This window comes from Pontibacillus chungwhensis, assembly GCF_030166655.1.
Classification (GTDB): Bacteria; Bacillota; Bacilli; order Bacillales; family BH030062; genus Pontibacillus.
Map to the genome: position 1 here is coordinate 786,517 of NZ_CP126446.1, position 14,107 is coordinate 800,623.

At 42.2% G+C, this 14,107-nt stretch carries 13 protein-coding genes and 1 riboswitch; of the genes, 10 read left to right on the forward strand and 3 right to left on the reverse strand.

Annotation, left to right across the window (positions count from 1 at the left end; translation table 11 throughout):
- Positions 1 to 175 precede the first annotated feature (175 nt).
- Positions 176 to 357, forward strand: a riboswitch (cobalamin riboswitch).
- Between the two features lie 146 nt (positions 358 to 503).
- From QNI29_RS04095 to QNI29_RS04110, 4 genes are all read left to right on the forward strand, one after another.
- The gene (locus QNI29_RS04095; protein ID WP_231418612.1) at positions 504 to 2,738 is read left to right on the forward strand and encodes a ribonucleoside-diphosphate reductase subunit alpha; all 2,235 of its coding nucleotides are present in this window, start codon (positions 504 to 506) and stop codon (positions 2,736 to 2,738) included.
- Between the two features lie 12 nt (positions 2,739 to 2,750).
- Complete coding sequence (locus QNI29_RS04100; protein WP_231418613.1) at positions 2,751 to 3,794, forward strand: ribonucleotide-diphosphate reductase subunit beta; 1,044 nt, start codon at positions 2,751 to 2,753, stop codon at positions 3,792 to 3,794.
- A gap of 107 nt (positions 3,795 to 3,901) precedes the next feature.
- Complete coding sequence (locus QNI29_RS04105; protein WP_231418614.1) at positions 3,902 to 4,666, forward strand: nucleotidyltransferase domain-containing protein; 765 nt, start codon at positions 3,902 to 3,904, stop codon at positions 4,664 to 4,666.
- A gap of 89 nt (positions 4,667 to 4,755) precedes the next feature.
- Positions 4,756 to 5,787 carry a MerR family transcriptional regulator gene (locus QNI29_RS04110; RefSeq protein WP_231418615.1) on the forward strand — a complete coding sequence of 344 codons (1,032 nt, stop codon included), beginning with the start codon at positions 4,756 to 4,758 and terminating at the stop codon, positions 5,785 to 5,787.
- A gap of 54 nt (positions 5,788 to 5,841) precedes the next feature.
- Here QNI29_RS04110 and QNI29_RS04115 read toward each other — a convergent pair whose 3' ends face one another.
- Positions 5,842 to 6,120, reverse strand: a complete 279-nt coding sequence (locus QNI29_RS04115) for a winged helix-turn-helix transcriptional regulator (RefSeq protein WP_231418751.1) — start codon at positions 6,118 to 6,120, stop codon at positions 5,842 to 5,844.
- Positions 6,121 to 6,310: 190 nt separating this feature from the next.
- Here QNI29_RS04115 and QNI29_RS04120 point away from each other — a divergent pair, with 190 nt between their 5' ends.
- The gene (locus tag QNI29_RS04120; RefSeq protein WP_231418616.1) at positions 6,311 to 6,805 is read left to right on the forward strand and encodes a lactoylglutathione lyase family protein; all 495 of its coding nucleotides are present in this window, start codon (positions 6,311 to 6,313) and stop codon (positions 6,803 to 6,805) included.
- Positions 6,806 to 6,860: 55 nt separating this feature from the next.
- On the opposite strand, the gene QNI29_RS04125 is transcribed toward QNI29_RS04120, so the two are convergent.
- Positions 6,861 to 7,913 (reverse strand): acyltransferase family protein, encoded by a 1,053-nt coding sequence (locus tag QNI29_RS04125; RefSeq protein WP_231418617.1) that lies wholly within the window; start codon positions 7,911 to 7,913, stop codon positions 6,861 to 6,863.
- A gap of 159 nt (positions 7,914 to 8,072) precedes the next feature.
- On the opposite strand from QNI29_RS04125, the gene QNI29_RS04130 reads away from it, so the two are divergent.
- A complete protein-coding gene (locus QNI29_RS04130; RefSeq protein WP_231418618.1) occupies positions 8,073 to 8,807 on the forward strand; it encodes a MerR family transcriptional regulator in 735 nt (244 codons plus the stop codon).
- Between the two features lie 54 nt (positions 8,808 to 8,861).
- Positions 8,862 to 9,137 carry a hypothetical protein gene (locus tag QNI29_RS04135; protein ID WP_231418619.1) on the forward strand — a complete coding sequence of 92 codons (276 nt, stop codon included), beginning with the start codon at positions 8,862 to 8,864 and terminating at the stop codon, positions 9,135 to 9,137.
- Positions 9,138 to 9,583: 446 nt separating this feature from the next.
- On the opposite strand, the gene QNI29_RS04140 is transcribed toward QNI29_RS04135, so the two are convergent.
- A complete protein-coding gene (locus tag QNI29_RS04140) occupies positions 9,584 to 10,831 on the reverse strand; it encodes a CYP152 family fatty-acid peroxygenase CypC (protein ID WP_231418620.1) in 1,248 nt (415 codons plus the stop codon).
- 272 nt (positions 10,832 to 11,103) lie between these two features.
- On the opposite strand from QNI29_RS04140, the gene QNI29_RS04145 reads away from it, so the two are divergent.
- The 3 genes from QNI29_RS04145 to msrB are packed head-to-tail and all read left to right on the forward strand — an operon-like array spanning position 11,104 to position 13,969.
- Positions 11,104 to 11,823, forward strand: coding sequence for a response regulator transcription factor (locus tag QNI29_RS04145; protein WP_284526793.1), 720 nt, complete (start codon positions 11,104 to 11,106; stop codon positions 11,821 to 11,823).
- Positions 11,820 to 12,872: a sensor histidine kinase gene (locus QNI29_RS04150; RefSeq protein WP_231418622.1), complete on the forward strand. Its 1,053-nt coding sequence runs from the start codon at positions 11,820 to 11,822 to the stop codon at positions 12,870 to 12,872. The genes QNI29_RS04145 and QNI29_RS04150 overlap by 4 nt, the downstream gene beginning before the upstream one ends.
- Positions 12,869 to 13,969: a peptide-methionine (R)-S-oxide reductase MsrB gene (gene msrB / locus QNI29_RS04155; RefSeq protein WP_231418623.1), complete on the forward strand. Its 1,101-nt coding sequence runs from the start codon at positions 12,869 to 12,871 to the stop codon at positions 13,967 to 13,969. The genes QNI29_RS04150 and msrB overlap by 4 nt, the downstream gene beginning before the upstream one ends.
- Positions 13,970 to 14,107: the final 138 nt, after the last annotated feature.

Here is a 14,107-nt window from a genome sequence, read left to right on the forward strand (position 1 = left end):
ACCTCCCTTACCATCAGTTTTTCCCATTATATGTGAAAGACGGTAGTTTGTAAAAGAATGAAGGCTGTAAATACTACGAATTCCAGAAAACATCAAGACTTGATTTACATTATGAATTATTTTACGATATACACAAGATATATAGAATTTAAATGTCAAAAACACTACATATTGATAAATGAGCGAGTTGCAAGGTGCCTATTCAAGGCTTGAAAGGGAATCTGGTGAGAACCCAGAACTGTCCCCGCAACTGTAAGTGTGGACGAAATGAGAGATTCCACTGTGCTAAGAGCATGGGAAGGTCTCAGAGTAGGAGGATACACGAGTCAGGAGACCTGCCTGCCCTCGCTAAAGTTTCTTTTTCTTCGGGGATTGAGAAGATGAAACGATAGCCTCAGCTGGACGAGTCTTTCTCTGGTTCGTCCTGTTGTCCTGTCGTTTGATCCGCTTCTCTTCCTGAATGGAAGGGGAGCGGATTTTTTATTTAAAGAGGAGGCTATTCAATGAATGATGTTCAAGAAAGTACGGGGGTTCTTGCTGTATTAGAACAAGTTAAGGAGGATTATCCACATCTAGATATAGATCATTTCAGTCAGATGGTGCGTCAGTTGATTCAAGCAAAAGGTTATGATTCCTATCACCAACTCTATAACGAAGTGATCTTAAAAGGATTGGATCAAATGGATGAGGAAGAGCCGGATTGGACATTTGTGTGTGCCCGGATTTATGCTCAATACTTGTATGAACAAGCAGCTCTTCATCGCCATTTTACTAAAGAGGAGGCGTATCCGGATTTTTATTCCCTTATTGAGACGTTACATACAAAGGGGATCTATAGCAATCATCTCGTAACCAAATATTCGCAAGAAGAGATTGAAAAGCTTGGTCGGGAACTTGTTCCGGATCGCGATGCATTTTTCACCTATATTGGATTGAAAACATTGGCAGATAGGTATCTGGCGAAAGACCATCAAGGGCGTTTATATGAACTTCCTCAGGAGCGATTCATGATCATCGCGATGACATTGATGGCAGATGAAAGTACGGATCATCGTCTTGAACTTGTTAAAGAAGCTTATTGGGCGCTGAGTCATTTGTATATGACTGTTGCAACACCGACGCTTGCGAATGCGGGTAAGAGTTACGGGCAGTTGTCGAGTTGCTTTATTGATACGGTGGATGACAGCTTACAGGGGATATTTGATAGCAACACAGACATTGCCAATCTATCGAAAAGCGGAGGTGGGCTTGGCGTTTACCTTGGGAAAATTCGCTCACGAGGAAGTGATATTAAAGGCTTTAAAGGGGTAAGTTCGGGTGTTATTCCTTGGATGAAGCAACTGAATAACACAGCTGTTAGTGTTGATCAGCTTGGACAGCGGCAGGGGGCAATAGCTGTCTATTTGGATATCTGGCACCAGGACATTTTCTCATTTCTTGATGCGAAGTTGAATAACGGAGATGATCGACAGCGAACGCACGATTTGTTTACAGGCGTTACACTGCCTGATTTGTTCATGGAAGCAGTAGAGAAGCGGGAAGACTGGTATTTGTTTGATCCTCATCAGGTGCGAACGGTCATGGGCTTTAGTTTAGAAGACTACTATGACGAGGAAGTAGGCGCTGGTAGCTTTCGAGAGAAGTATGCAGCATGTGTGAATGAGCCCCGTTTGGATAAAAAACAGGTTCCAGCCATTGAGATTATGAAGCGGATGATGGTTTCTCAGCTTGAAACCGGCACACCGTTTATGTTTTACCGTGACGAAGTGAATCGTAAAAATCCGAACAGCCATAAAGGAATGGTATATTGCACGAATCTTTGTACGGAAATAACTCAAAATCAAAGTGCAACTACAGTGAAAGAACATTACACAGAAGAGGGACAGATTGTAACGGTGAAAGATGCTGGGGACTTTGTGGTTTGTAATCTTTCTAGTATCAACCTTGGAAAAGCTGTACCAAATGAGGCGCTAGGGCGTTTAATTCCGATTCAGGTGCGGATGCTTGATAACGTGATCGGGCTCAATAACATCCCTGTTCTGCAGGCCCAGCTTACCAATCAGCGCTATCGTGGAATTGGGCTTGGTACATTCGGTTGGCATCATCTTCTGGCTGTTAAGGGCATTCGTTGGGAATCTGATGAGGCTGTCGAGTACGCAGATTCACTGTATGAACAAATCGCTTTCCTCACGATTCAGGCGAGCAGTGAATTAGCGCGTGAAAAGGGGGCTTATCCTTATTTTGAAGGATCGAAGTGGGAGACAGGAGAGTACTTTACGGATCGTGGATATAACAGTAAAGAGTGGACGGCTCTTAAAGAGGAAGTGGAGAAGAAAGGCGTACGAAATGGCTATTTGATGGCGGTTGCACCGAACTCATCCACCTCCTTAATTGCAGGTAGTACAGCGAGCATTGATCCGATCTTTCAGAAGTTTTATTCGGAAGAAAAGAAAGATTACAAGATTCCTGTAACAGCACCGGACTTAACCCAGGCCACTTACTGGTATTACAAATCAGCTTATGAAATTGATCAGAAATGGAGCATTCGTCAAAATGCGGCCCGTCAGCGTCATATTGATCAATCGATCTCATTTAATCTGTATGTAAAGAATACGGTTCAAGCGAAAGAGCTGTTGGACTTGCACCTCACTGCTTGGCGCGAGAAATGCAAGACGACTTATTATATGCGTTCGACCAGCACGGAAAATCTAGATGACTGTGAAAGTTGTTCTTCATAAGGGGGAGTAGACATGACAAGCGAATTACAAAAAAGGAACTTGTATGATATCTATGCGCCGAACCGATCTACGGCGATTATAAACGGAGAGAGTTCAAACGTATTGAACTGGGATGATGTGCGGTTTAGCTGGGCTTATCCGATGTATAAAAATATGCTTGCGAACTTCTGGATTCCAAATGAGATTAATATGGCAAATGATTTACGGCAGTGGAGCGAACTGAGTGATCAAGAGCAGGATACCTTTAAGAAGATTATTGGACTTTTAGCTTTTCTGGATTCGATTCAGACGGATTATAGCGGGAAGGTAGCGGAATATCTTACGGATTCCAGTTTAACCGCTCTTATGCAGGTGCTTTCCTTCCAGGAGGTGGTTCACAACCAGTCCTATTCCTATGTGTTATCTTCTCTTGTTGATAAACAAGAGCAAGATGCAATCTTTGAATACTGGAAGCATGATGAGGTCTTGCTTGAGCGGAATGCCTTTATTGCAGAAGGATATAAGGACTTTGTAGAACTTGAGTCGGTTGAATCCTTCCTGAAGTCGATTGTATATGATGTGGTGTTAGAAGGGTTGTTCTTCTATGCAGGGTTTGCTTTCTTTTATAACCTGGCCCGTAATCAAAAGATGGTATCAACGAGTACAATGATCAATTACATTAACCGGGATGAACAGATCCATGTGAACTTGTTTGAGCATATCTTTAAGGAAGTACTTGCTGAGAATCCTGAATATAAGACCGATGAGTTCATGCAGTTTGTTACCGATACGTTTAAGGAAGCAGCCGAGCTTGAGATAAAATGGGGACGTTATATTATAGGTAATCATTTCGAAGGGTTATCGATCCAAGATGTGGAAGATTATATTAAATTTATGGCGAACAAACGATGCAAAGAACTTGGCGCTTTGAAACCATTTGAAGGTTACACTAAGAACCCTCTTAAATGGATTAAAGCCTATCAGGACGTCAATAGCGGGAAATCAGACTTCTTTGAACAGAAATCGCGCCAATACACCAAAGTTCATTATCAGGACAACGGATTTGACGATCTCTAACGTGGTACACTAGAACCACCAAAACTTTTCGTGCCAGACACCCTTTAGCGTGCTAAAGGGTGTCTGGCACGTAGCAGTGCTTTATAGTGTGAAAGGGGTGGAGTGGGATGATTGGTGAACAGTTGAGGGCGATTGAGGAGGAGTATGAGGTGAAGGTGCTGTATGCGTGCGAGGCAGGCAGCAGGGCCTATGGAATCTCAAGTGAGATGAGCGATTATGACGTTCGGTTTATTTATGTACATAAAGAAGATTGGTATCTATCGATAGATGAGAAGCGTGATGTGATTGAGAAGCCACTATCTGAACAATTAGATTTGAGTGGCTGGGAGCTAAAGAAAGCGCTCAAGTTATTGCGGAAATCGAATCCTTCCATGCTTGAATGGCTCTATTCGGAACAGGTTTATATGGAACAGGAAGGTTTTATGGATCGATTAAGGCGTATTATGCCATCAGCTTTTAATCCACTTTCCGTTCTTCATCACTATCACAAAATGGCGAAACGGAATCATAAAGAGCTTGGTAAAGGGAGTCAGGTTCAAGTTAAACGGTATATCAATGTTTTTCGCCCTTTACTTATGTGTAGATGGGTTCTTTCCTATCATGAATTTCCTCCTCTTCCACTCAGCAAGCTTCTGCAAGACGAAAGCGTACCAGTAGAGATTAAAAGCCAGATGAATGATGTGCTTTCCGAGAAGATGAAAGCTCCGGACGTTTCTTACATGGAACGTATGAAAGATTTGGATCAGTACATCCAAACGGAATTCCACCAAATCGAACAGGAATTGAGTAACATTCAACCCCCTTCTCATTCAGTCACACGTGAGTTAGATGAGCTATTCCGCTTTACGGTACGTCATATTCATACCTCTTAGAAGATTTTGTTGAAAAGTTAAAAGAAACCTCTTTACCTTAACGTAACGTGAACGTTTACGATAGGTTTATAGCCAAAAGGGGGACTAGAATGATGAAAATTAAAGAAGTAGCCACGAAGTTAAACACCACGCAGCGCACAATACGATTTTATGAGGAAAAGGGTCTCATTCAGCCTGATAAGGGTGATAATGATTACCGTTATTATACGGAACAACACCTATGGAAACTCCAAACAATCTTATCTCTAAGAGAAGTGGGCATGTCTACAGCTCAAATCAAGAAGACCCTTATGAGCGAGGAAGAAGTGGGGCGCTATTTGAATATGCAGCGTTCGGCGCTTTATGAAGAGTGGTTAGAGATTAAAGATATGATCGGAACGATTGATCAAATGATTGAGAAGAATGAAGACCAGGAGCTCGTCAAAGAAGATATTTTTGCACTAGCTGATCAGTTAAAAACGCTAAAAGAAAAGCGCAAAGGTTGGCAAGATCAATGGAATTTTGACAGCCAGGCACGGGGATATGATGAGAGTTTAAAGATGAATGGATATCGGTTCAACGTTCATGAAAATTATGAGGATGCGCTGGCTAAAGCGATTGAATCTATCCGGCCGTTAAAAGGTGAAAAAGGCGTGGATATTGGAACGGGTACAGGGAATCTTGGTTCTAAGTGTCTACCTCTTGGGGCCCACGTCATAGGAGTGGACCAGTCTGAGGAAATGTTGAAGGTGTGTAAGGAGAAACATCCAGACATCGATGTTCGGAACGGCCATTTTCTAGCGCTGCCTGTCATGGATGGGGAGGCAGATTTTATTACGACGAGCTATGCTCTGCACCATGTGACAGAACAAGAGAAGGAGTTAGCCTTACGAGAGATGGACCGGATCTTAAAGCCGAAGGGGCGTATTGCGATTGTGGACTTGATGTTTGCCAATGCACATGATCGTGCCCGGGTGATCAAAGGCTTTGAAGAAGAGGGAAATCAGGAAGCTCTTTATGCGATTGAAGATGAGTTTTATGCGGATCGGTCCAATTTAGTGGAGTGGTTTAAGCAATTAGGATACACGGTTCATACTCACTCGTTTAACGATATCCTGCATATGGTATATGCCGAGAAATAAAATGAAACCTCAAAAAACACTCAAGTCTTGTAAACTTGAGTGTTTTTAGTCGTATTACTCGCAGAAATCTTCTCCATTCTCCGTTCCCCATGTGTGCATCGCGTGGAGGATCGGCATAAGAGTCGTTCCTTTATCTGTTAGTGTATATTCGACTTTTGGTGGGATTTCATCATACTGCCGGCGGTCGATGAAGCCATCGGTTTCTAATTCTTTTAATTGCTGGGTTAAGACTTTGTGTGACACTCCGGGTAACAAACGCCTGAGGGCATTATATCGATACGTTCCCTCAGTACCTAGGTGCCATAGAATAACAGGCTTCCATTTTCCGCCCATTTTCTTTAATGTATATTGAATGGAACATTTTAATTTCCCTTGATCATCTACTTGAAGAGGTTCGTCCACCGTTGGTTCCCTCCTTTACTTACTTTTAGGTTAGTCTCTTACGTAAAAGTGCATACTTACATACTGAACTATACTTATTTACAATAACAATTGTCAAAAGAAAAACAGGAGGGAAAACGATATGCAACCATATCCACGAAATTTCTCACACATTGGACTATCTGTTCCTAATATTCAAGAAGCCATTAAATTTTATACAGAAGTATTCGGATGGTACATCATTATGGAACCATCTAAGGTATACAATGACGATACTCCAGTAGGCCAAATGTGCCGCGATGTATTCGGAGATAATTGGGAAGAGATTGAAATTGCCCATTTATCTACAGGCGACCGTATCGGCGTTGAGCTATTCGCATTTGGAAATAACGAAACGCCTGAAGACAACTTTGAGTTCTGGAAAACGGGGATCTTCCATTTCTGTATCCAAGATCCAAATATTGAAGAAACGGTTGAGACCATTAAATCATATGGCGGTAAACAGCGCATGCCAATTCGTGAATACTATCCTGGCGAGAAGCCATACAAAATGGTTTATGTTGAAGATCCATTTGGTAACGTATTTGAAATTTATACGCACAGCTATGAGCTAACGTACTCTGCTGGTGAATATTAAAATCGCGAAAGCCCTCTGATTAAATAGATCAGAGGGCTTTCTTTGTGCTAGGGGATTAGCTGTAGTTCGTTTGAATTGTTTTTCTCTTTTCTTTATAATTCTTCCAAGATAAAGGGAATTGTTTCATAAGCTTCTTGAAAACGATGATGGCCTCACCTAATACCACGTATTTGGCTGTATCGGTAATGATACGTTGAGAAAGGATAGTGGCGATCGTATAGGCTAGCGGAAGAGATATACATACAAGCAGCAAGGAAAACTCACTGCCCCAGCCGTTATGCCTCATCCATTCCATAATCGGTAGATGTAAGATATAAATAAAAGCTGTTCTTCTCCCGCCTATAGTGAAGGGTTTCGTTGTCTTAGGGATCCATGGGAGAAAGGCGACGATTCCAAGACCCATCACCACGTAATAAACACCTCTTAACCCTATCCCTTCAAGAACTCCTATATTCATTGTCTCAAAAGAGCTTCTTCCTAATAGGAAATCCCGGGTAATGTCGAGGGGGAGTAGGCTTAAAATGATGACGGATAAGCCCGCACTTAAGAGGCCCCACTTCTTTGCCTGTTCTTTTTTGAAGACGTCGAAAGCTCCTTTATTTAAATAGTAACCAAGGATAAAGAAGGGGAAAAATACAAACGTTCGGGACAGGCTAAATTCATGACCAGCCCCTTCAACCAATCCAATTCCAATACCGGCTGCGATCGCTGTTACTACAGGCTTGTTCAATTTCGTAAATATAAATAAAAGCAAATTCCACCAGTATAAACTTAAAAGGAACCATAGACCAAAACTAGGCATCAACCAGTTAATGCTTTGCCAATGATCCAGATTGTATAGAAACTGAAAGATTAAAAAAGGAACGAAAAGCCGAATCGTTATTTTCTCAATATAACCTGTATCTAGAAATTTCTTAGAGAAAAAACCGGTTAACAAGATTAAGGCTGGCATTCGGAAAGATGTTAAGAAATTATTTATAAAGTACACAACGTCATTTTCATATTTAAAGGGACTAATTAAGTGCCCGAATACGACTAGCAGAACTAGTACAAAACGAGCGTTATCAATATAAGGGTCTCTCTTTGATGGTTTTATAGGTTGGCTCATAGTTGCTCACTTCACACTACCTTTGCTCGTAATTCTTGTCACACATGCTTACCTATAGTATCAAATTTAAATCCCTTGATGGGAAAAAATTTATTTTTGATGATTGTCGTTGACTCTCACGTTGCGTGATAGCTTATTGTTTAAAGTAGAAAGGGGGGATTGCTGATGAAAGTAAAAGAAGTTGCTGATCTAAGTGGTGTGAGTGTGCGGACGCTTCATTACTACGATGAGATCGGGATTCTGTGTCCGGGGGAAACGACGGCTAAAGGGTACCGGATCTATACAGATGAAGATCTTCAGGTGTTGCAGCAAATTCTATTCTTTAAAGAGATGGGATTTCCCTTAAAGAAAATCCATGAGATTATCCATTCTGCTGACTTTGATCGAATCGAAGCAATGGAGATGCACCGGAGCGCATTGCTGGAAAAGAGAAGTCGGCTAGATCGGATGTTAGAAACGGTAGAGAAGACGATTAAAAACGCGAAAGGAGAGGGGAACATGACGAATGAAGAAAGATTTGAAGGGTTTGATTTTAGCCAAAACCCTTATGAAGAAGAGGCGAGAGAGAAATATGGAGACCAGGCCGTGGATGAATCTTGGCAAGCGATCAAGAAAATGGACCCGGAGAAGATAAAAGAACAGACGGGGATCATCTATACAAAACTTGCTAAGTTGAGAAAGGGTGATCCAAGTTCCCCGGAAGCGCAAGAAGCTATAGAAGAGTGGTACCATTTCCTTAACCGGATCGGCCATTATCCACCAGAAGCTTTCAGAGGGCTTGGGCAGTTATATGTCGATGATGAGCGATTCACTCAAAATATTGATCAATACGGCGAGGGGTTAGCTGCATTTATGAAAGAAGCGATGACTTCCTTTGCAGATCGGAAGAAATAATCCTCCAAGCCTCTTTTCATTCGTGATAAGGTTAACAGAAAGGGGGCGTATTCTTTGAGTTTATTCATAGTTATCGTATTCGCAAGTGTTGTTACTATTTCTATTCTGTATAGCCTGATCAAAGGGAAAGATTCCAGAACGAAGGCGATTTATAATAAAGGTTTCTTTACAGTCATCGTGCTCAGTATCTTTAGCGCACTGCTTCTAACACCTTACCACAATTACAATCCAAACGTATATAGTGGTGGATATGGAATATTGTTTCTTGTGAGTATTGTTGTTGGATGCATTGCATTAGTAGGGTATTTGCTAAGCTCAAATTACGAATAAAAAAGGCGCTTAACGATCCAACGTTAAGCGCCTTTTTGGTTCTATTAAAGTTGAGTGTTTGTGGTATATAGGCTTTTTCTATAATAGGAGAGGAGTGTTGAACTCTCTAATTGTAGAGAATGTTCCCGTTCGCTTTAACATGAGCATAAGGGGGCCTTGGAAACCACGTATAAGGTGCAAATCACGGGGGCCGTTCACCTTCTACGGCCAAGGCTTGCTCGGGGACTGCGAGACTCCCGCGGGATAAGGAGCCTAGGGAAGACCCCACAGAGAGCGCCAGCGAACGAGGAGGCTTCCCAGCTCCCCGCAGGAAAGCGAGTTGTCCCCGAGCAAGCCCAAGCACTCATTAAACGTAGCGGCCCCATTTAGGTTGAAACATCTCAACTTCATGTGTTCCATATAAGGTAGTTCATATGGAACACTACCCAGTTCGCTGAGAGAGTTTACTAGACTTGTCGTACCTTCTTCATAACAAATCCGCTTTTTGGAATGGATGGAATCTTCTTCAGACTATAACTGTAATCCTGACGAGGTACTTTATAGTCTAAGTGAGCAGCCATAAAGGAGAAACTTGCCTTTAAGACTTCGATAGTAGGCCATTCTCCAGGGCATCTGTGTCCAGAGTAGTGATCTCCGCCGCCTTGTGGAACGAGGTCGTACATACTTCCCTGGTAGTCTTTAAAACGACTTGGTCTGAATTCATCTGGATCACTCCATACCTTCGGATCATGGTTTGTGCCATAAAGGTCGAGCATGACAAGTTGTCCTTCTTTCACGTCATACTGCTGCCATGTGAAATCTTTCTTAGCAATCGCAGCAAGGTAAGGAAAGAACGGGTAGTATCGTCTTACTTCCTGGATAAAACAGCGCAAATGATCTTCGTTTGCTTTAATGAGCGTTCTTGATTCTGGATGCTCTTCAAACGCGTGTGCACCAAATACAATATAGCGAGAAATGGCGACAATGGGACGCAAAATATTGATTAATTCAACCGCTGCTATTTGTTCATCCAATTTGTTTCCTTCTAAATCCTCATGGAACGCCATGCGGTAAATGGCCGAATCAGGCGTTGCCTCCCGTTTCCCGTTCCGAACGTCTTGAATTAGTTTCACGATCCATTTCTCTGTTCTGGATCTGGCACGACGGCTTGCTAAATATTCAGGACCTAGTTTGGTAGCCCCTTCAATCATTTTATTAAAATCATCAGCACGTTTTGATACTTCCTTCTCAGGAAGGGGAACGTCTGCCCATTCGCATGCGACTCGTGTTAACAATTCAAGGACTTCGTCAAAGAGCGTTATTTTGCCCTTCTTCTCCCATTTTGTAGCTGCCTCAGACCACTGCTTACGCGTGATTCCATATAAACGCTCTAGACCTTCTGGTGTCATCAAAGACATAAACAGTTGCTTGCGGTGAGCATGAGCCTGACCATCTAGGGTCTGTACGCCCCCTTCACCAAATAGCGTTTTAAGGACGCGGGAAGGCATGGCACCATTTCGTTTCATTAGCTCGCTGTCATAAAAAAGCTCAGCCGCTGACTCGCCGCTGATTAAGGCCACTTTCTCGCAGAGTACTTTCGTTTCATAAATATCAAGGTGATGGTACTGGACACGTTTTTGGATAAATTCATACCCGTCTTTCAGTATAGAAACAGTTCGATCTAATCCTTTATCCCGAGGTACTTGAACAGTCATATGTATCTCCTCCATAATATGAAAATAATTTTGGTAATCTATACCCTTCTGTCAATGGATCAAACCGCCCTACAAAAGGAAAACTGAAACGATTCATTTAAAGAGAGAGGCACAATTGTACGACTAAAATGCCAAGGGGTTATAATGAAAGAAATCAAACTAGAGAAAAGATGTAAGCGGGAGTTTATAGAAATTTTATATTTTGTTTATACATTTAAAATAAGCTTTCAATAATCTACTAAGAGCAGTAGGAACACAGTAAAACAATGAAGATGTCCAAGGTAGAGGCGGGTGATGTGATGAGCTATAAAGTTCTGATTGCAGAGGATGATGAGAATATCATTGATGTTTGCAAGCGATATTTAGAGCGGGAAGCCTACACGGTTTACATTGCCAGAGATGGTGAGGAAGCAACGACTAAGTGGAGAGAAATGAAGCCTGATGCAGTGATTTTAGACATCATGATGCCGGTTAAAAATGGATTAGATCTGGCGGAGGAAATCCGGTTTGAGGAAGAAACGCCAGTGATTCTATTGACCGCTCTTGGTCAGGAGAAGGATCGGCTTGTGGGCTTATCGATCGGTGTGGATGACTATATCACGAAACCCTTTAGTCCCCGTGAACTCGTATTGCGGCTCAACAATGTCATGAGACGGTATCACTTGAATCATGGTGAAAAGAACCAGGTTCAGCAGTTTGGCACCGTCACCATTGATGCTTCAAAGAGAACCGTTTGGAAAGAAGATCAGTTGATTGAAACGACAGTAAAAGAATTCGACTTGCTATGGTTTCTTGTTCAACATGAATCTCAAGTTTTCTCAAGATCCCACCTTATTGAGAGGCTATGGGGGTTTGATTACGAAGGGGATACAAATACGATTAATGTGCACATTCGGAAGCTCAGGGAGAAAGTAGAGGAAGATCCAGCCCACCCTGTTTATATTAAAACGGTATGGGGCATTGGCTATAAGTTTGAGAGGGTAGCACCATGAAGCTTAGAACGATCTTAATGATCTCGAACTTGTTATCGATTTCGATTATTATTATTTTCTTACTCGTTAGCTATGTGCATATGTTCCTTTCTACAGATGTCATTTTATTGCTATCGCTCATTACTCTCGGAGCGGGATTGGTGTCTATTCTCTCTCACTTTGTTGTGACCCATCCTTTATTAAAAGGAGTAAAAGAACTTTCCGAAACGTCTCAAAGACTCGCAGAAGGGGAGTTTCGTACTCATATAGAGGAGAAGGGGCCAAAAGAGTTCAAAGAATTAGCAGCAAGCTACAACCGAATGGCTGATGATCTCGAGCAGATGTTTAGGCAAGTGAAAGAGTCAGAGGCATTTAAGCAGGACTTAATTGATAATATGTCTCATGATCTTAAAACGCCGATTGCTTCTATTAATTCTTATGTCGAAGCTTTGCAAGATGACATTATTGAAGATAAGGATACGAGGAAAGCCTATTTAGCTACAATTCACTCAGAAACGCAGCGAGTGTCTCAACTGATCCAAGAGTTATTAGAACTTTCGCAGCTAGAGAGGAAGGAAGGTGTGTTTAAACCAGAGCAGATTCACCTTGATAGAATCGTGGTGGAAACGTTGCAAGAGTTTGACATGCTTTTACGAGAGAAATCTCTAGAGTTTGAAGTGGATATGAAGGGCGAATTGCAACCGATTCTTGCTATGCCCAATCAGCTAAAGCGAGTACTGAGCAATTTGGTTGAAAATGCCATCAGGTATACGCAAGATGGAGATCGAATCCTGTTAGAAGTATCTCAAAATCAAAAGGAAACGTATTTTCGATTAGAAGATACAGGTCCAGGCATTCATGAAGCTGATCAAGACAAGATTTTTGAGCGTTTTTATCGTGTAGAAAAGTCCAGGAACAAAAGCTACGGCGGTTCAGGTTTGGGACTTGCGATTTGTAAAGAAATTGTGGAGCACCATGGGGGAGAAATTGGTGTGACTAGTGGTTTGGATAAGGGTGCTGTATTTTGGTTTACACTACCACGCAACATGAAGGAGGAAGCAACAGAATGAAATTAAAATGGATCCTTTCTGCCGTTGTTGTAGTCGTATTAGGTGTGATTTTTATTCCAATGGGTTACAAATACATGTTTGAACGATCAACAGGGAGCGAAGCGGTCAATGCCGATGAGTACGAAGCTGTCGCCACGTTCGCTGGTGGTTGTTTCTGGTGTATGGAACCCCCTTTTGAGAAGTTAAACGGAGTGAGCGAAGTGATCTCAGGCTACACAGGAGGGGATATGGAGAACCCTTCTTATAACGATGTTTCTTCAGGGTCTACGGAGCACATTGAATCCGTTCAAGTTCACTATGATCCGGATGTCATCAGTTATGAAACCCTCCTTAAGGTTTTCTGGAGGCAGATAGACCCAACAGATGATGGAGGACAGTTTGTGGATCGCGGGTATCAATATACGACTGCTATCTTTTATCATAATGAAAAGCAAAAAGAAGCTGCTAAACGATCTAAAGAAGAGCTAGTGAATTCAGGTCGATTCGATAAGGAGATTGTCACCCCGATTCGTGAAGCGAAAACCTTTTATAAAGCAGAAGATTATCACCAGGATTATTATAAGGAAAACTCCATTCGCTATAAGATCTACCGAAGCAATTCTGGTCGGGATCAATATTTAGAGAAGGTATGGGGCGATGATTTAAACGTTGATATACCAGGGAACTATTCGAAAGCGGAATTAAAAGAGAAACTAACCGATATGCAGTATAAAGTGACGCAGGAAGATGACACAGAACCGGCCTTTGAGAATGCGTATTGGGATAATAAAGAAGCAGGCATTTACGTGGATATTGTATCCGGTGAGCCTCTGTTCAGCTCGAAAGATAAATATAAATCGGGCACGGGGTGGCCGAGTTTTACTAAACCGCTAGTTGAGGACAATATTGTGACAAAACCAGATCGTGGACTATTCGGGACGCGGACTGAAGTGCGAAGCAAACAAGCCGATTCTCATTTGGGTCATGTGTTTGAAGATGGTCCTGAGCCGACGGGTCTTCGCTATTGTATGAACTCGGCAGCCCTTGAATTTATCCCGAAAGATGAGATGAAGGAAAGAGGGTATGGGGAATTTTTGGATCAATTTGAAGAGGAATAATGAGTAAGCCAAGCTGGTGTCCCGCCAGCTTGGCTTTTAATTTTGAATGTGGTTGAGTCCGTTACGTTAGATGAGTGCTTGGGTTTGCTCGGGGACAACTCGCTTTCCTACGGGGAGCTGTGAAGCCTCCTCAATCGC